The sequence below is a fragment of the Gemmatimonadaceae bacterium genome (genome assembly GCA_036003045.1).
Classification (GTDB): domain Bacteria; phylum Gemmatimonadota; class Gemmatimonadetes; order Gemmatimonadales; family Gemmatimonadaceae; genus JAQBQB01.
The window spans coordinates 77306-95025 of the sequence record DASYSS010000059.1 but is presented as its reverse complement, the minus strand read 5'-3'; the positions used below and the strand labels follow the sequence as shown (position 1 = coordinate 95025).

Genomic DNA, 17720 nt, shown 5'->3' with positions numbered 1-17720 from the left:
GAACCCTCCGGTGAGCGCCGGTCGGCCTTGCCGGCCGCCGGCTCGCGCAATTAGTTAGTTCAGCTAACGACCTAGCATAATACTTAGCTGAGCTAAATACAAGATGCCTTCGTCCGACGGCACGACGCACGACCTCGCCGACCGGCTCCACTCCGCGGCGATCCACCTCCTCCGCCGCCTCCGACGCGAAGACGACGCCTCCGGGCTCCCCGCGCCGCAACTCTCCGCGCTGTCCGTCATCGTCTTCGCGGGTCCCATCACGCTCGGCGCCCTCGCGCACGCCGAACAGGTCCGGCCGCCGACGATCACCCGCCTCGTCGACCGGCTCGAGGCGGCCGGTCTCGTAAACCGCGTCCCCGATCCGGTCGACCGCCGCATCGCACGCGTCGCCGCCACGCCCAAGGGTGTCAAGCTGCTCCACGACGGCCGCCGACGCCGCGTGGCGTCGCTCGCCGTGTCACTTCGCGAGCTTCCCGAGAAAGACCGCTTCGCTCTGGCGAAGGCTCTTCCGATCCTCGAAAAGGTGGTCCGCGCGAACTGATCCCCGTGCGGCCCCCCTTGACCCTCACGCCGCGTCAGGCCTTACGATGCGGTCATGCCTCACTACACGGAACAACTTTCGTCGCTTCGCGCGAGCGGCTGGGAAATTCCCACCGCGCTCACGCTGCCGGCCTCTCTCGATCGAGAGCTGAAGAGCGCGATTCTTTTGATTCCGGGCTCGCTGTTCAGCGACGTCAACGGTGACTATCCGACGTGGAATTCCTTTCCCCACGTATACGCGCACCTCGCGCGCAGGCTCTCCGCATGCGGCCACGCCGTGTTCCGCTACGCGAAGCTCGGCCCGGGCACGGGGAGTGTTCCATACGACGCCGACCTCGCGGCGACGATGCGAACGTGGGAGGGTCGTTTCGTCATCGTGTCGGCGATGTTCGATGAAATGCGGCGCGCGCTCGACGACCGGGGCGTCCGCGTGCGACGGGCGATTGCCGCGGGACACAGCGAAGGCTCGGTCGTCGCCAGCCGCCTTGCGGTTTCGGAGCGCGGCCGCTCACTCGACGGCGTCGTGTTGCTCTCCGGCCCGTCCATCGGAATCCTCGGCATCATGCGCGAGCAAGCCCCCACGTACGTCGAGCCGGGGCAGGTCGATGAGGTTCGCGCGCGGCTCGACGAGGTGATCGGGCACATTCGTCGCGATGAACCAATCCCGCCGGAGCTGGGGCAGGGACCCGGTATGGGCATCGGCGCGCTGATCTCGATGCCGCCGGAAGGACGCCGCTACATGCGCGACGTGGACGCGACCGATCCGCTCGTGCTGGCGCGCGCGATGCCGCAACGCGCGCTCGTCGTGCAGGGCGGCAACGACGGCTCGGTTCCCTCGCACCACGGCGAGGCGCTGCGCGATGCGCTTCGATCCCGCTCCGATGGGGAATCGAGGACGTCGTATCTCTTCGTGCCGGATGTGACGCACATGTACAAGGTCGTGCCGCCGGAGATCACCGGCCCCGAAGCGTTCGGTTATCCGGGTGAGACGGACCGACGCGTCACGGACGGGATCGATCAATGGATCAGGAGCTTGCCGAACCGCTGAGGGTGCCCGCTTAAACGATTCGTGCCGGCGGCACCGCTTGCCGGGAAAGTTAGTGCGCACTAACTTCTGATTGTCGTCACACTAATACTGTGGTCCTCCCGCGCATCCTCCGTCCGGAACCTCCGTCGCAAGACGACGACCAGCCGCCGCATTCCGCCCCGCCGGCGGAGCACGGCTGGCGGCGCTCTCGCGTCGCGCCGAGTCTGCAGGAGGTCTACCGCAGCGTGCCGATCGACGCGCGGTCGTTCCTCGGCAAGCTCCTCGCGTTCGCCGGCCCGGGATATCTCGTCGCGGTCGGCTACATGGACCCGGGCAACTGGGCGACCGACCTCGCCGGCGGATCGCGCTTCGGCTACACGCTGCTCAGTGTCGTCCTGCTCTCGAACGTCATGGCGGTGCTGCTCCAGGGGTTGGCGTCGAAGCTCGGCATCGTCACCGGCCGCGACTTGGCGCAGGCGTGCCGCGATCACTACTCGAAGCCGACGACCATCGCGCTCTGGATCCTCTGCGAGATCGCGATCGCCGCCTGCGACCTGGCCGAAGTGATCGGCTCGGCGATCGCGCTGAATCTGCTGTTTCATCTGCCGATCGCCGTCGGTGTGTTGATCACCGGTTTCGACGTCTTGCTGTTGCTGGCGCTTCAGCACCGCGGCGTGCGGGTCCTCGAGGCGCTCGTCATCACGCTCATCGCGTCGATCGGGTTGTGCTTCATGTTCGAGATCATTCTCTCGCGACCGAACATCGGCGAGCTCGCGCACGGCTTCATGCCGAGCGCCGACATCGTCCGCAACCACGAGATGCTGTACATCGCCATCGGCATACTCGGCGCGACGGTGATGCCGCACAATTTGTACTTGCACTCGTCGATCGTGCAGACGCGCCGCTACGCCGAGACGAGCGAAGGCCGCCGCGAAGCCGTGCGGTTCGCGTTCCTCGATTCGACGATCGCGCTGAGCTTCGCGTTCTTCATCAACGCGGCCATTCTCATCGTGGCGGCCAGCACCTTCCATACGACCGGGCACGCCGAAGTCGCCGAAATCCAGGACGCGCACAAGCTCCTCACGCCGTTGCTGGGAGCCGGCGCCAGCACCGCGTTCGCGTTGGCGCTCCTCGCCTCGGGGCAAAACTCGACCGTCACGGGCACGCTCGCCGGGCAGATCGTGATGGAGGGGTTCCTCAACATCCGGCTCCGCCCCTGGCTGCGCCGCCTGATTACCCGGGGGATCGCCATTGTCCCGGCGGCCATCGTCGCCATCTTCTACGGCGAGCGCGGTACCGCACAGTTGCTGATCCTCAGCCAGGTGATTCTGAGCTTGCAGCTCTCGTTCGCGGTCTATCCCCTCGTCGCGTTCACGTCCGACCGGGCCAAGATGGGCGCGTTCGTCAACGCCACTTGGCTCAAGGTCGTCGCCTGGACGACGGCCTTGGTGATCGCCGCCCTGAATGCGTGGCTGCTCGTGCAGTCGGTCCGGGCGTGGCTCGCCTGATGTACAAGCGAATCCTCGTCCCGCTGGAACACTCGGACTACGACGTGGCCATTCTCGAGCACGTGTCCGCGCTGGCGCGCTTCTGCGGCGCGTCGCTCGTACTGATCCACGTCGCCGACGGTTGGGCGGCGCGCAACGTGAAGCAGCTTCACCTGCGCGAGTCCGAGGAAATGCGCCTCGACCGTGAGTACATCGAAGCGCAATGCGCGACGCTCAACGCGAGCGGGCTGCACGCCGACTGTGTCCTCGCCGCGGGAGATCCGGCGAATGAGATCACCGCGGCCGCGGCGCGCGAGTCGTGCGACCTCATCGCGATGTCGACGCACGGCCATCGCTTCATCAAGGACATCATCTACGGGAGCGTGGCGAACGAAGTGCGCCATCGCTCGCGGGTGCCCGTTCTGCTCGTGCGCGGTGGGCGCGACACGCCGCGCGACAATCCGCTGCCTCCACCTCCCCCGAGTCCGTCGGCGCCGCCGGTATGACCGCCGTTCGCTCGACTCCGTCGCTGACCGCGCCCGTCGAGGATTACCTCAAGGTGATCTTCGAGCTCGAGAGCGCCGGCGAGCCTGCCGGCACCAACGAGATCGCCGCCGAGTTGGGCGTGGCGCCCGCGTCGGTGAGCGGCATGGTGCGCCGGCTCGTCGACCAGCATCTGATCACGCACGAACGATATCGCGGCGTTCGTCTCACGCGCGAAGGGCGTCGGGCCGCGCTGCGCACGATCCGCCGCCATCGCGTGATCGAGGCGTATCTGACGCAAGCGCTCCACTACCCGTGGGATCTCGTCCACGACGAAGCCGAGCGGCTCGAGCACGCCGCGTCGGACGAGTTGATCGACCGCATGGCCGCCGCGATCGGTGAGCCGACGACCGATCCGCACGGCGCGCCGATTCCCACGCGTGAAGGCACGCTGCGTGAGCGCACGCTGGCGAGCTTGAACGAGATCAACCAGGGTCAGCGCGTACGCGTCGAGCGCGTCGGAGACCGCGACCCGGGGCAGCTGCGATATCTGGCGGAGCTGGGAATCGTTCCCGGCACGCGGGTCGAGGTCGAGTCGCGCGCGCCCTATGACGGTCCGATCACGCTTCGCGTAGGGAAGACCAGCCGCTCGATCGGCCCGGCGCTGGCGAGACAGATCTTCGTCTCGCGCGCCGAGTCTCGCTGATTCGCGTCAGTTCGTGCGCTGGCGCCGGTTGGCCTGCCGCCGATCCCAGTCGGCGCGCGCGCTGCGTGCCCCGTCGTCGAGCTTCCGCCGGCCGCGCTCGAAGCCCGTGGCCGCGTAGTCGCGCACCGTCGACCATGCTCCGGTCGTGGAAAGCTGCGACGTCCAACCCCGCTCGAGGTCCGTCTCCATGTCCGCAAATTCGCGCGACGCGAAGTCGGGGTTGTGGCTCGCGATCTGGCCTAAGTAGTAGACCCCGCGTACGTCGTCGTACGCCACGTCCGCGGCCCGCTCGGCCCGCGAGTCGTAGTGCTCCCGAAAATGCGCTTCGTCGTCGGGGTCCACGGACTGCGCGGCCTCGATCACCGCGTGGCCGGCCCACCATCCGCCGATGGCTCCGGCGACGCCCCCGATGATCGACCCCACCGGGCCCGCCGCCGACCCAATTCCGGCGCCGACCAGCGCCCCGGAAAGTCCGCCGATTCGGTCGAGGGAAGGCCCACTCCCGACTTCGTTGTCGGGCTGCTTGGTCCCAAGACCGTTACGTCTATTGCCTACGTCTGACATGGTCCTGCGCTTCCTCCTCTCGGGGAACATTTTCGCGGTTCGAGTGAACGGGTCACCCACCGGTCCCCTCTCTCACAATAGCAGCAGTGCAAATCCGGCGCTCGTCCGCCCGCGCCTTGACTGGCAGATTCCTCCTGTGCCGATTCCTCTCATGCCTGGCCGAATCCGAATTGGGACACAGGGTTGGAACTATGACGCCTGGGTCGGTCCCTTCTACCCCGCGGGAACGCGGCCGGCCGACTATTTGACGGTCTACGCGCGCGGGTTCGACACGGTCGAGGTCGATTCGACGTTCTACGCCACGCCCGTCGCCAAGACGGTGCGCGGGTGGGCGGAACGAACACCCGACGACTTCATTTTCACGCTGAAAGTTCCCCAGGAGATCACCCACGAGCGCCGGTTGCGGAACGCCGACGATCTCATGGATGAGTTCGTGGACCGCGCCCGCGAGCTCGGCCGCAAGCTCGGGCCCATTCTGATCCAGCTCGGACCGGACTTCGCGCCGAACGAGCTGCCGGCTCTCGCGCAGTTCCTTCCGAAACTGCCGCGAGACCTGCGTTTCGCCGTCGAATTTCGCCAGCGCGGTTGGATCCACGACGGCGTGCTGGCGCTCCTCGCCGAGCATCACGTCGCGCTCGCGCTCAGCGACGGGCGCTGGATTCCGCGCAAGCAGATGATGCAGTTGGCCGCCCGCCCCACCGCTGATTTCCTGTATGTCAGATGGATGGGTCCGGACCAGGGGATCGTCGACTATTCACGCATCCAAGTCGACCGGGGCCGCGAGCTCGAGGCGTGGACGCAGGTGCTGTGGCCCTACGCGGAACAGGGGCGTGAGGTGTATGGATACGTGAACAACCACTTCGCCGGCCATTCGCCCGAGTCCGCGCGAGAGCTGCAACGCCTGCTCGGGCAGGCGGCCGTCGAGCCGGAGCATCTCGGCGAACAGATGAGTCTTTTTTAAAATGAAGCACGCGTACACGGTCTTCGTCGCCGCCCTCTGCGTCATGGCCGGCGTGTACTGGGACATCTCGTGGCACATGTCGATCGGGCGCGACACGTTCTGGACGCCCGCTCACCTGCTGATCCAGGCCGGCGGTTTGCTGGCAGGATTGAGCTCCGGCTGGGTCGTGCTGCGAACGACGTTCGGCGGCAACGAGGCCGAGCGCGCGTCGTCGGTGAACTTTTGGGGCTTCCGCGCGCCGCTCGGCGCGTGGCTGTGCATCTGGGGGTGCGGCGCCATGTTGACGTCCGCGCCGTTCGACAACTGGTGGCACAACGCCTACGGCCTCGACGTCAGGATCGTCAGCCCGCCGCACGCCGTGCTCGCGCTCGGGATTTTTGCGATCTGCCTCGGCGCGCTGCTATTGATCCTCGCGCAACAGAATCGCGCGACGGCCGAAACGCGCCGGCGGCTCGCCTGGCTGCTCGCCGCGACGGGTGGATTGGTCATCATGAACGTGGCGCTGTTCCTCACGGAATTCAGCGAGCGGCGGATGATGCACAGCGCGTTCTTTTACCAAGTGACCGCGCTGATGTTTCCGATCGCGATCTGCGCCACGGCGCGGGCGATCAACCTGCGGTGGCCCGCGACCGCGGCCGCGGCGTTCTACACGGCGATCATGCTCGTGCTGATGTGGATCATCGAGCAGTTCCCGGCTACGCCCAAGCTGGGACCGATTTACCAGCACGTGACGCACATGGTCGCGCTTTCGTTCCCGCTGCTGCTGATCGTGCCGGCATTCTGCATCGACCTCGTTCTGCACCGTTTCGACAAGAAGCTCACGACGCTTCAGCTCGCGCCGATCATCGGCGTCGTGTTCGTGGCGGCGTTCATGGCGGTGCAGTGGCCGTTCGCGACCTTTCTCGTGTCGAACCCCGTCGCACGCGGCCCCCTTTTCAACGCCGATAATTTCGTCTACTTCATGGCTCCGCAGTACGAGGCGTTGACGCGGCGCTTCGATCCGCCCGCTCCCGGCGCGTGGCCGTTCCCCGTGCAGGTGATGATCGCGATCGGGATCGCCACCGCGGCGAGCGCCATCGGTCTCGCGCGCGGGCGCTGGATGACCAAGGTTCGCCGATGAAGCGGTGGACGGGCGCGGTCTTCGTCGTCGCGGCGTGGGCCGTCGTGACGGCGCACGTGGGCAGCCCCGACGTCACCTTCGACGGTGCGGCGGGGCCATACGGCATTCGCACGATCGTGCGTCCGCCGAGCGTCGTTCCCGGGCTCGCGGAGGTGATCGTGCGCGCGGCGAGCGACGACGTCGACAGCGTGAGCATTCAGCCGGTGTTCTGGCGAACCGGAGCCGCCGGATCGCCGTCGCCCGACAAGATGACGCGCGTTGCGGGGCAGCCGCGCGTTTATACGGGGCAGCTGTGGCTCATGGCGCGCGGGTCGTACAGCGTCTATGTGCATGTGGATGGGCGCAAAGGCGCGGGAACGGCGATCGTTCCGGTCGACTCGTTCGCCACCGGCCGGCTGGGACTGTCGCTGCCGCTTGGCGCGATACTCGTTGTGCTCGGCGGACTGTTGTTCGCGGGTCTCGTCACCATCGTCCGCGCGTCGAGCGGGGAGAGTCTCGTGCCGCCTGGCGAAGCGTTCGATCCGGCGCTTCGCAAACGCTCGAACGCGATCACCGCGATCTCGATTCCGATTTTGGCGCTCGCCGTCTTCGGCGGCGCGCGATGGTGGAACTCCGTCGACGCCGACTATCAGCGCACGATGTTCCACCCGCCGGTCGCCGCCGCGACGATCACCGGCGACTCGGCGCATCGCACGATGAGACTCGTGCTTCGTGACACCGCGGAATTTCGCTCGATCTTCGTTCCGGTCGCGCCCGACCACGGCAAGATGATGCATCTGTTTCTGGTTGGCGGGCAGAACATGGACGTCTTCGCGCATCTGCACCCCGTCGAGCGCGATTCGCTCGTGTTCGTCGGCGAGGTGCCGTGGCTTCCAGCGGGGCCGTACCGTCTTTTCGCCGATGTCATGCTCGACAACGGGCTGACGCTCACCGCGACCGACACCGTCGGCCTTCCACAGATGCTCGGTGCCGTCGTTCCGTCGGACTCGGACGACTCGTGGGCGAGCACGTCGGCGGTCGCCCTCGGTGCGACGGGCGCGTCGGCTCCGCTCGGCGGCGGCTACTCGCTCACGATGTCGAATTCGTCCGAGACGATTGGTGCGCGAACGCCGGTCGATCTCTCGTTCACCGTGCGCGACCCGACCGGCAGCGTCGTGCCGCTCCGGCCCTATTTGGGTATGGCCGCTCACGCCGTAGTCATTCGCGACGACCAGTCGGTGTTCGTCCATCTCCACCCAATGGGCACCGTGTCGACGACGGCGCAGCAAGTGTTCCGCGCGCGAGACGCCGGCGACACGACGCTCCACGGCCGCCTGAAGCCCGGCTCACTCGACGCGCGGCCGATGACCGGCATGCCGATGTCCGGGCAGTTCACGCTTCCGTATGAGTTCCCGAAGCCCGGACGATATCGGTTGTGGGTGCAGGTGAAGCCCGCGCAGGAAGTGCTCACCGGCGTGTTCGACGTCACGGTGCGTTGACCAAGCTGCGCGTCCCCGCGTTCGTCGCGTTCGCCGTGCTCTCGGCGGCGATCTTCGTGCGCCTGGGTTTCTGGCAGCTGCACCGGCTCACGGAGCGCCGCGCGAGAAACGCGCTCGTGATGTCACGGCTCCAAGCGCCTGAGACGGACATCACGACGCTGACCGGGAGGGGCGATTCGGCGTCGATTCGTTTTCGGCGCGCCCGGATCGTGGGCACGCCGGACTATGACCATGAGCTGATTTACGCGTCGCGATCGTACAAGGGATCGCCCGGCGTGAACATTCTGACGCCGGTCCACATCGCGGGTCGCGATACGGCGGTGATCGTCGATCGCGGCTGGGTCTACGCGCCCGACGGCGAAACGGTCGATCTCGCCAAGTGGCACGAACGCGATTCAGTGTTCACCGGCTACCTCGAGGAGTTTCCGTCCGTCGCCGGAGCGATGTCGGCGAACCATCCGACCGTGATCACGCGCTTCGGCTATGCCGCGGTCAAAGGGGCGCTGCCATTTCCGGTCTCGTCCGTGTACCTCGTGATGCGCGGCGATTCGGTGGTCGCGCCCGATCGTCTGGCCCGTCTGACGCCGCCGCCCCTCGACGAGGGGCCGCATCTCAACTACGCGATTCAATGGTTCGCCTTCGCCGTCATCGCGCTCGTCGGCGCCGGTGTGGTCATCCGGCAGCGGCGCGGGCCGAAAGTCGAACCGATTCCGTACCCGGAGAATTCGCCCGGCGCCAAGCATTGAGCTTCGCGCTGCCATGAACCGTTCCAACCCTTCAGCCGGCCAGGGCGCGGGTCGGACGCCGATTCCTGCTGGGACACTGGTTGCATATTTGATGTAGATCGGGAGAGCCAATGTCAGATCAATCGAGCACGCATGCCTCCGAAGGCGAGGCGCGAGACGTTGCGGAGGCGGCGCGCGAGAGCGAGTGGTCGGGGCCGAGCTTCGTGCGGGAGATGTTTCTCGGCCGCTTTCGACTCGACCTGATTCATCCGCATCCGCCGGACGATCACGATGAAGAGAAGCGCGCTCGGCCGTTCTTCGAGGCGCTGCGCGAGTTCCTGGAGCGGGTCGACTCCGACATGATCGACCGCACGGGTGAGATTCCCGAAGAGTACGTCCAGGAGCTCCGCGGCATGGGCGCGTTCGGGATCAAGATCCCGAGAGAGTACGGCGGGCTCGGCCTCTCGTATTCGAGTTATGTGAAGGCGATGGCGATGGTGACCTCGAAGGACGGGTCGATCACCGCTCTTCTCTCGGCGCACCAATCGATCGGATTGCCGCAACCGCTCAAGCTGTTCGGCAACGACGCGCAGAAGGCGAAATACTTTCCGCGTCTCGCCAAGGGCGCGATCAGCGCGTTCGCGCTCACCGAGGTCGACGCCGGCTCGGACCCGGCCAACATGCGCACGCACGCCGAGCCGACTCCCGACGGGAAGTATTACATCCTCGAGGGTGAGAAGCTCTGGTGCACGAACGGGACGCGCGCCGAGTTGTTCGTCGTGATGGCGCGTACGCCGGATGCCGTCGTGAACGGAAAGACGCGCAAACAGATCACCGCGTTCATCGTCGAGGCGTCGTGGCCCGGTGTCGAAGTCGTGCATCGCTGCCGCTTCATGGGCCTCAAGGCGATCGAGAACGGCGTCATTCGATTCAACCGCGTGCGAGTCCCTCGCGAAAACATTCTTTGGGAAGAGGGCAGAGGACTCAAGCTCGCGCTGGTGACGTTGAACACTGGCCGGCTCACGCTTCCCGCGAGCGCGGCGGGCGGAGCCAAGGCGCTGCTCGAGGCGTCGCGGACGTGGGCGGCGGAGCGCGTGCAGTGGGGCGTTCCGATCGGCAAACACGAGGCGGTGGCGCAAAAGCTCGGCATGATGGCCGCGAACACGTTCGCGATGGAAGCGATCGCCGGGTTGACAGTGGGGCTCGCCGAGCGCGGGAACTATGACATCCGTCTCGAGGCGGCCATCGCGAAGATGTACAACACGGAGCACGGCTGGCGGATCGTCGACGACGCGCTGCAGATCCGCGGCGGCCGCGGCTACGAGACGGCCGACTCGCTCCGCGCGCGCGGGGAACGCCCGATTCCAATCGAGCGGGCGATGCGCGACACGCGGATCAACCTGATCTTCGAGGGCTCGTCGGAGATCATGCGGCTGTTCATCGCGCGCGAGGCGGTAGACCACCACTTCAAGACGGCGTTCGCGCTGGTCGACAAGAACGCGTCAGGAAAAGAGAAGGCAGCGGCGCTCGGTCGCGTGATGAAGTTCTATCCGACGTGGTACCCGGCGCGGTGGCTCGGCGCGGGCCAGATGCCGGGGTCGTTCGGCGAGTTCGGCGCGCTTGCAAAGCACATGCGCTTCGCCGAGCGGCACACGCGCAAGCTGGGTCGCGCGATCTTCCACGCGATGGTTCGGCTCGGCCCGAAGCTCGAGCGGCGCCAACTGGTGCTCTTCCGGGCCGTGGACATCGGCGCCGAGCTGTTCGCCATTGCCGCGTCGTGCGTGCGCGCGCAGATGCTGGCGAAGCAGGGGAACCGCGACGCGATCGCGCTGGCGGATCTCTTCTGCCGCGCCGCCCGCGTTCGGGTGAAGCAACTCTTCTCGGCGTTTTACGGCGAGTACGACGCCCAGATGTACAAGGTCGCGCAACAGGTGTTGCGCGGTGAGCACTCGTGGCTCGAGACCGGGATCGTAAGCCTTGTCGAGGAGGAGCCTGTGCAGCCGAGCCGTCCGATTCCGAGCGGAGAGACGGTGGGCGCGGCGTAAGCAGCTACGCGAGCCATGATTGATGGCGAGACAAATTGAACGCAGATGACGCGGACCTGGAACTGCGGTCCCGCAGATGAAGGGCGTGACGAAAGGTCCTCGCTTTTTCATCTGCGGGATTGTTTTTTCATCTGCGTTGAATTGTTCTTCGCCGCTGATCGTAGCTGAACGGCGGCAGAATCCCATCCGGCTTCGATGATCGCTAATTCGATACGGCTCACTGTCGCCGCGCTGGCCATTGCGACAGTTCCTGTCTGCGCACAGCTCGTCGCGACACCGTATTCCAAGACGGGCATCTACCGCGTCAATCAGACCGTCGGGTGGACCATCGCGATCGCGCCCGAGCAGCAGGGCGCCCCGGGCCTCTATTCGTACACGATCACCGAGAACGGACAGCGGACGATCAAGTCGGGCACGATCGACTTCTCTCGCGGCCCGGCGAAGATCGAGACGTCGCTCGGCGAGCCGGGTATGGTGCGAGTCGAGATTCGTCCGCCGGCGGGAACGAAGGATTTCGGAAGCGACCACACGGGCGGCCCGGGGCTGTACGCGTTGGCCGCCGCGGTCGATCCCACGAAGATTCAACCGGACGCGTCGCGTCCCGCCGACTTCGACGAATTCTGGAAGTCGAAGCTCGACCGGTTGGCCCAGCTGCCGATGAACGCGGTCGTCACACCGAAAGAAAGCGGCGTCGCCGGCGTGAGCTACGCGACGTTCCGACTCGACAACGCCGGCGGCGCGCACGTGTACGGGCAAATGGCGTGGCCCAAGCGCGCCGGAAAATTTCCCGCGCTCGTGATCTTCCAGTGGGCCCGCCCGCCGTACCCACTCGAGAAACCGTGGGTCACCGACCGCGCGGCCGAGGGCTGGCTCGCGGTGAACGTCGAGCCGCACGACGTGCCGAGCGACATGCCGCAGGAGTTCTACGACGCGCTACCGCAGATGCTCAAGGAGTATCAGCGCATCAACGACACCGACCGCGACCACAACTACTTCCTGCAGATGTACCTCGGCGACTATCGCGCGGTCGAGTTCATCGCCACGCGGCCGGAGTGGGACGGCCACACGATCGTCGCCACCGGAATCAGCATGGGCGGCCAGCAGAGCCTCGTCACCGCGGCGCTGAACTCGAAGATCACCGCCCTCGTCGTGAACGTGCCGGCGGGGGCCGACGCATCCGCCGCGCTTCACGGCCGCGACGCCGGGTATCCGTTCTGGGACACGGCGAATCCGCGCGTGATGGAGACCGCCCCCTACTTCGACGTCGTGAACTTCGCGTCGCGGATCCACGTGCCGTCGATGTTGGCGATGGGCTTCCTGGACAAGGTCGCGCCGTCGATCGGCATCTGGACGGCGTTCAACCAGATCGCCGGTCCCAAGGAAGCGGTTCCGATGATCGACTCGCCGCACAACCACCAGGCGACGCCCGAGCAGCTCATGCCGTTCACGACGCGCTCGGCGGCGTGGTTGGCCGCGCTACTCCACGGGGAGCCTGCCCCGGTGAGACCGTTGCCGTAGTCGAGGCCTTGCCTCAGCGGGCCACTTCCGCCGGGCGAGAAAGTCCACACCCCCATTTCAGTCATCTGCGTCAATCGCTCTTCAAGTCTGGGTCCATCTGGGTTGAATTCGTTTTCGCCGCCAACCGTGGCTCGTACGGCGCGCGGCACTCGACCTATTGATTCGGCTTCTCGACGCGGATTTTCTGTCGGAGCGTCTTGCCGTTCACGGTCATGACCGCGACGTAATCACCCGCCGCGACGCTACTGCCCGCGCCGCCGAAGAAAGCCGCCGTCGGATCGCCGAAGCCCAGCGTCTGCAAAAAGTTCAATCCGAATCCGCCGGCCGGCGGACGGCCGGGAATGTTGAACAGCGGTGCCCATTGCTGCATTACGGATGGATCCGGCATCGCCGCCGGCGCTGCCGTTGGAGCCGCTGCTGCGTTGGCCGCACCCGGAGCCGCAGTCGGTGCCGCGCCTGGCGCTCCGGCCGGCCCTCCTGCTTGCGCGGCCGGCGCCGCACCACCGCGTCCACCGCCCGCAGCGGCGGCGCCTGTCGCCTGCTCACCGGGCCGCGGATTCCAGGGAGGCGGCGCGCCGAAGCCGGGCGCTCCACCGCCTCGGCCGGTGAAGAGCGCGGCGATCGGTGAGAAGTCTCCCGTGCGCACCAGCTGCCGCATCATGCCCGTCATCATCTGATTCGCGCCGGCCTTGTCGAGCGAGTCGAGCACGAAGACGATGCGATTCATTTGGAGCGCGGAGTCGCGTTTCTGCACCGCGCCGAGCGCGCGGCGCGGCGCGGGTTTGCCGCCGAACGCCCACGCGACGCGGTTGACGCCCGCCGCTCCGGGACCGTTGAGCACCTGCATCGTGTCGCCGGCCGCGTCGAGGATCGCGATCCGCTGCTGCGCCTGGCGTGCCGCGAGGCGATACGTGATCACGGCGCCGTACGGCGGACTCGACGCCGCGAATACGAGATGGCCCTGCGACTGACCCTCGACGGGCGGATCGCCGAATTGGAACGCCGTCGGCGACGAGAAGAGATGCGCGTCCTCCGCCATCACTTTTTCGTTGATCTGCTCCAGCGCCGAAATGTCGGCGATCCAGATGCCTCGTCCGTGCGTCGCCGCGATGATCTCGTGGTCGCGAGGATGAATCCGCAGATCGTGCACGGGGACCGTGGGCAGCCCCGTCATGAATCGCTGCCACGACTGCCCGCCGTTTACCGAGACATACGCGCCGACGTCGGTGCCCAAGAAGAGCAGATCCTTGTTGACGAGATCCTGCCGAATGACGTGCACGTAGTCCGGACCGCCCACTGGCAGATTCGCCGCAATTGATGTGAACGTCTTCCCGAAATCGCGAGTGACAAAGACGTACGGCTTGTAGTCCCCGTTGCGATGATTGTCGTACGTCACGAAGAACGTCATCGAATCGTGCGGCGACGGCTCGATGCGAGTGATGTATGTGCCCGCGGGCACGCCGGTCACGTGTGCCGTGAGCTCTTCCCACGTGCCGCCGTCGTTCCTCGTCACCCACAGACGGCCGTCGTCCGTTCCGGCAAAGAGAATCCCCGCGCGGATCGGCGATTCATTCAACGAGACGACTGTGCAGTACGTCTCGGCGCCGGTCGCGTCGTTCGTGATGCCGCCCGTCGTTCGCGTGGACACGCGGATCTTCACTGTGTCGGCCGTGCTCAGGTCGGGCGAGATCGGAAAGAGATCGTCGCCGCGCTTCGTCGATTTCAAAACACGATTTCCCCCGACGTACAATGTCGACGAATTGTGCGGCGAGATGAGGTAGGGCGTATTCCAATTAAAGCGGAGGTCGAGCGCCGCCGAGTCGGCCTTCTGGCGCGAGCGGATGTCGGCGATCGCTTTCTTCTGCGCGCCCGACTGCGCCGCCGCGGTGTCGCCGCGCTCGATGAGCACGGAGTCCTCGTACATGTCGTAGCGCTGGCGATACTGCGGCTTCACGAGAAAGGAGCTCTGTCCCGTCGCGTAGTTGAGCCGCACGATCGCGCCGCCCTGCGATTCGGCGTATATCGTGTTCGGATCGGTCGGATCCTGCTGGGTAACGAACCCGTCGCCGCCGCCGACCGTGAACCACATGGCGTTCGTGATCGGCCCCTGCCGTCGCCGGCTCGGCCCGCACCACGAGCCGTTGTCCTGCAGTCCGCCGCACACGCGGTACGGGACCTGGAAGTCGTAACTGATGTTGTAGAGCTGCCCGACGGCGAACATGTTCGCGAACATGTACGTGCCGCCTTGATCGAATGAGATCGAGACGCCGCCGTCGTCGCCGACGATCATCCGGTCGGGGTCCACCGGATCGATCCACATGGCGTGGTGATCGACGTGAATGCCGTTCGTCGCGTTGATGACTGTCTTGCCGCCGTCGTTCGACACGAGCACCGGCGTGGACGACCAGTACACGCGCTCGGGATTCTTCGGATGCACGCGAACCTGCGAGTAGTAAAACGGCCGCGTGTCCTGATCATTCGTGCGGGTCCACGTCGCGCCGCCGTCGTTCGACCGGTAGAGACCCGTCGGCGACTTCGCGGCGGGCTTACCCTTTTCGGGTTTCGGATTCGGCACCGTGTCCGCCTCGACCATCGTGTAAATGGTCTGCGGATTCGAGAGCGACACCGAGATGCCGATGCGTCCCTTCGTCGTCTCGGGGAAGCCACCGCCCTTGATCTCGGTCCACGTCTTTCCCGCGTCGGTCGATTTCCAGAGCGCCGATCCCGGGCCGCCCGAATTCAGGAAGTACGGCCCACGCACTCGCTGCCAGCTCGACGCATACACTGTGTTCGGGTTCGACGGATCGAGCGCGACGTCGACAAAACCGGCCTTGTCCGAGATGAACTTGATGAGCTGCCACGTCTGACCACCGTCTTCGGTCTTGTAGAGACCGCGCTCCGGATTCGCGTTCCACGGCGCCCCGAGCGCGGCGACGTAGACGATGTTCGGGTTCGTCGGGTGAACTGCGATGCGGCCGATCGCCTGCGTCTTCTCCAGGCCCATCAGCTTCCAGGTGATTCCGCCGTCGGTCGATTTGTAGATCCCGCCGCCGGGGGAAATCGTGTTGCGTGAGTTCGGCTCGCCGGTCCCGGCCCACACCTGCATCGTGTCGCTCGGCGCGATGGCGAGCATGCCCATCGAGATGACGCGCTGGTTGTCGAAGACCGGCCGCCAGGTGACGCCGTTGTTCGTCGATTTCCAGATACCGCCCGCGGCGGCCGCGGCGAAGAAGGTCTTCGACGGCGACGGAATTCCAGTCACGTCGGAGATACGGCCCATCGTGTTCGCGGGTCCGATGTTCCGCCACCGGAACCCGGCGATCGTGAGGGAGTCGAGCTCGAACGGCTTGGATGCGGCTGGCGCTTGTGCGGCCGCGGCGGATGCGAACAGCATGGCCACGCCGACGACTCGGCTTGTGCGAATCATGATCCAGGTGGGGTGGGGGAGTTCGGTTCGGCTTCCCGAGACCGGGCTAAGCTACCCTCGGGACATACACTTGTCGACGAGCCACCACCCCCACGCGAGCCACGCTATCGGGGTCGGAAAGGTTGAATTTTTCTTCGTCGCCATCGGGGGCGCGCATCGCAGCTCTGGCTACCGATCGGGCCACCCATACAACCGAAGGGCATTGCCGCGCATGACCATCTTCGCGATCTCCGTCGCGCGGGGTTTCGTGATCTCTCCTTCGTTCACCATTTCGGTGAGCGCGATTGCCAGCGCATCGCGAGCCGAAGTCGTGGTCTGCCAACCGATCTCCTCCCAATCGATCGCCGGCGAAACGCCGGGCGAGAGATCGGTCCCGAAGAGCACCTTCTCCGGATACCACTCGAGCCAGTAGCGAATCGTGCGAGCGAGCTCGCGCGTGGGCAGAAGCCACGTCTGCTCCGAAAAATCGGCATAGACGTTCGGCTTCATGAGGAGTGGGGCGATCTCCTTCGAGAACGGTCCGGCTCCGCCGTGCAGCAGCACGAACTTCGTCTTGCGGAGCGTCGCGTCGTCGAGAATCGGCTCGAGCAGGAGCGGATTCGAGCCCGCGATCTCGAAGTAGCCGCCGCAACCGTAGCCGGTGTGAATGTGCACCGGCAGGCCGAGCCGGCCCGCCTCGACGGCGATGTGGTGGAACACGACGTCCTCGACCGCCGTGTACTCGGCATCGGTGGGGACGCCGGCGTTCGTGTAGCGCGTGTACACTCGGTCGGCGGCGGCCTTGTCGCCGCGCGTGAAGTTCAGCGGTCGCAGATAGGCCGCTTCATACTTGATCGCGACCGCCCCTTCGCGCTTGAGCCGCTCGAGGGTCGGCGTCACGACCTGCGAGAGATACGCGTCGAGCGTCGCGGGCCGGCGAGTGACGTTGATCGCCGACATGTATCGCCTGAGCAGCGACTCTTCACGTCCAAAGAAGATTTTCCTGTCCGGCGTGTATTTCGCGACGCCGCTGTTGTCGAGCGGAAAGAGCAGGGCGTCGACGAAGGGCACCCACCTGAATCCCGGTGCGACGATCCCGCGGCCCATAGCGACGCGATTGGCGAGCTCCGTCTGAATGCCCAGCTTCTCGAGCACCCACGACGGATACCGGTCTCCCTGCGCAGCCTTCACCCGCTGCTTCGCGGCGAGTAGTTCGCGCACATGTGCGGAATCGGCGTCGCCGTACTTGTAGCCGTAAAGCGCTTTCCATGCGGCGAGATACCGCGGGTTGTCAGGCCGCGTCGTGAGCGCCGGTTCGGTCGGCTCGAGCGGATCGCAGGGCAGCGCGTCGAAGTCGTCGTCCTTCTGGCCTGGACTCGTGAGCGCCGGCGGGTGCGAGTGGTTGTCGATCGCCTTGATGGCGCGAATCGTCGACAGGAGTCCGGGATCCGGCTGCTGGGCGCCGGCCCGGCCCAGGGCGAGAATGGCGACGGACGAGATGACGAGTCGGTTCATGGGCCTAACGGTGTCGCGCAACCCGTTTGGTCGCCAGGACGGGCACCCGAGTCATGACGATGGTCGACGGCCCGATGGTGGCGCTCGCGTGCTATCTCCCGGCGAAGCGAGCCGTGCGGGTCGACCCGACCGTCGCGTTGCGCGG

Annotated in this window: 14 protein-coding genes; 11 read left to right on the top strand and 3 right to left on the bottom strand. The window is 66.2% G+C overall.

Annotation, left to right across the window (positions count from 1 at the left end; all coding sequences use genetic code 11):
• The first annotated feature begins 103 nt into the window (after positions 1 to 103).
• The 5 genes from VGQ44_16065 to VGQ44_16045 all read left to right on the top strand — a co-directional run bounded on the left by VGQ44_16065 (position 104) and on the right by VGQ44_16045 (position 4243).
• Positions 104 to 541 carry a MarR family transcriptional regulator gene (locus tag VGQ44_16065; GenBank protein ID HEV8448345.1) on the top strand — a complete coding sequence of 146 codons (438 nt, stop codon included), beginning with the start codon at positions 104 to 106 and terminating at the stop codon, positions 539 to 541.
• 54 nt (positions 542 to 595) lie between these two features.
• Complete coding sequence (locus VGQ44_16060; GenBank protein HEV8448344.1) at positions 596 to 1588, top strand: hypothetical protein; 993 nt, start codon at positions 596 to 598, stop codon at positions 1586 to 1588.
• A gap of 89 nt (positions 1589 to 1677) precedes the next feature.
• On the top strand, positions 1678 to 3075 hold the full coding sequence (locus VGQ44_16055) for an Nramp family divalent metal transporter (protein HEV8448343.1): 1398 nt from the start codon (positions 1678 to 1680) through the stop codon (positions 3073 to 3075).
• On the top strand, positions 3036 to 3560 hold the full coding sequence (locus VGQ44_16050; GenBank protein ID HEV8448342.1) for a universal stress protein: 525 nt from the start codon (positions 3036 to 3038) through the stop codon (positions 3558 to 3560). Before VGQ44_16055 ends, VGQ44_16050 begins: the two co-directional genes overlap by 40 nt.
• Entirely contained in the window at positions 3557 to 4243 is a 687-nt protein-coding gene (locus VGQ44_16045) for a metal-dependent transcriptional regulator (protein HEV8448341.1), read from the top strand. Before VGQ44_16050 ends, VGQ44_16045 begins: the two co-directional genes overlap by 4 nt.
• 6 nt (positions 4244 to 4249) lie before the next feature.
• Here the strand turns inward: VGQ44_16045 and VGQ44_16040 are convergent, their stop codons facing one another.
• Complete coding sequence (locus VGQ44_16040) at positions 4250 to 4807, bottom strand: hypothetical protein (GenBank protein HEV8448340.1); 558 nt, start codon at positions 4805 to 4807, stop codon at positions 4250 to 4252.
• Between the two features lie 151 nt (positions 4808 to 4958).
• Here VGQ44_16040 and VGQ44_16035 point away from each other — a divergent pair, with 151 nt between their 5' ends.
• The 6 genes from VGQ44_16035 to VGQ44_16010 all read left to right on the top strand — a co-directional run bounded on the left by VGQ44_16035 (position 4959) and on the right by VGQ44_16010 (position 12654).
• Complete coding sequence (locus VGQ44_16035; protein HEV8448339.1) at positions 4959 to 5768, top strand: DUF72 domain-containing protein; 810 nt, start codon at positions 4959 to 4961, stop codon at positions 5766 to 5768.
• A 1-nt stretch (position 5769) separates the two neighbouring features.
• The gene (locus tag VGQ44_16030) at positions 5770 to 6888 is read left to right on the top strand and encodes a hypothetical protein (GenBank protein ID HEV8448338.1); all 1119 of its coding nucleotides are present in this window, start codon (positions 5770 to 5772) and stop codon (positions 6886 to 6888) included.
• On the top strand, positions 6885 to 8366 hold the full coding sequence (locus VGQ44_16025) for a hypothetical protein (GenBank protein ID HEV8448337.1): 1482 nt from the start codon (positions 6885 to 6887) through the stop codon (positions 8364 to 8366). The genes VGQ44_16030 and VGQ44_16025 overlap by 4 nt, the downstream gene beginning before the upstream one ends.
• Complete coding sequence (locus VGQ44_16020; protein HEV8448336.1) at positions 8363 to 9112, top strand: SURF1 family protein; 750 nt, start codon at positions 8363 to 8365, stop codon at positions 9110 to 9112. The genes VGQ44_16025 and VGQ44_16020 overlap by 4 nt, the downstream gene beginning before the upstream one ends.
• A gap of 110 nt (positions 9113 to 9222) precedes the next feature.
• Positions 9223 to 11136, top strand: coding sequence for an acyl-CoA dehydrogenase family protein (locus VGQ44_16015; protein ID HEV8448335.1), 1914 nt, complete (start codon positions 9223 to 9225; stop codon positions 11134 to 11136).
• A gap of 195 nt (positions 11137 to 11331) precedes the next feature.
• Complete coding sequence (locus VGQ44_16010; protein ID HEV8448334.1) at positions 11332 to 12654, top strand: acetylxylan esterase; 1323 nt, start codon at positions 11332 to 11334, stop codon at positions 12652 to 12654.
• A gap of 154 nt (positions 12655 to 12808) precedes the next feature.
• Here VGQ44_16010 and VGQ44_16005 read toward each other — a convergent pair whose 3' ends face one another.
• Positions 12809 to 16081, bottom strand: coding sequence for a hypothetical protein (locus VGQ44_16005; protein HEV8448333.1), 3273 nt, complete (start codon positions 16079 to 16081; stop codon positions 12809 to 12811).
• Between the two features lie 168 nt (positions 16082 to 16249).
• Positions 16250 to 17575 (bottom strand): amidohydrolase family protein, encoded by a 1326-nt coding sequence (locus VGQ44_16000; protein HEV8448332.1) that lies wholly within the window; start codon positions 17573 to 17575, stop codon positions 16250 to 16252.
• Positions 17576 to 17720 lie beyond the last annotated feature (145 nt).

Bases quoted from the DNA above. Each gene is read 5' to 3' on its own strand.
- VGQ44_16045 (HEV8448341.1), top strand. From the start codon at position 3,557: ATGACCGCCGTTCGCTCGACTCCGTCGCTGACCGCGCCCGTCGAGGAT.
- VGQ44_16025 (HEV8448337.1), top strand. From the start codon at position 6,885: ATGAAGCGGTGGACGGGCGCGGTCTTCGTCGTCGCGGCGTGGGCCGTC.
- VGQ44_16005 (HEV8448333.1), bottom strand. From the start codon at position 16,081: ATGATTCGCACAAGCCGAGTCGTCGGCGTGGCCATGCTGTTCGCATCC.
- VGQ44_16065 (HEV8448345.1), top strand. From the start codon at position 104: ATGCCTTCGTCCGACGGCACGACGCACGACCTCGCCGACCGGCTCCAC.
- VGQ44_16040 (HEV8448340.1), bottom strand. From the start codon at position 4,807: ATGTCAGACGTAGGCAATAGACGTAACGGTCTTGGGACCAAGCAGCCC.
- VGQ44_16030 (HEV8448338.1), top strand. From the start codon at position 5,770: ATGAAGCACGCGTACACGGTCTTCGTCGCCGCCCTCTGCGTCATGGCC.
- VGQ44_16000 (HEV8448332.1), bottom strand. From the start codon at position 17,575: ATGAACCGACTCGTCATCTCGTCCGTCGCCATTCTCGCCCTGGGCCGG.
- VGQ44_16035 (HEV8448339.1), top strand. From the start codon at position 4,959: ATGCCTGGCCGAATCCGAATTGGGACACAGGGTTGGAACTATGACGCC.
- VGQ44_16010 (HEV8448334.1), top strand. From the start codon at position 11,332: ATGATCGCTAATTCGATACGGCTCACTGTCGCCGCGCTGGCCATTGCG.
- VGQ44_16015 (HEV8448335.1), top strand. From the start codon at position 9,223: ATGTCAGATCAATCGAGCACGCATGCCTCCGAAGGCGAGGCGCGAGAC.
- VGQ44_16060 (HEV8448344.1), top strand. From the start codon at position 596: ATGCCTCACTACACGGAACAACTTTCGTCGCTTCGCGCGAGCGGCTGG.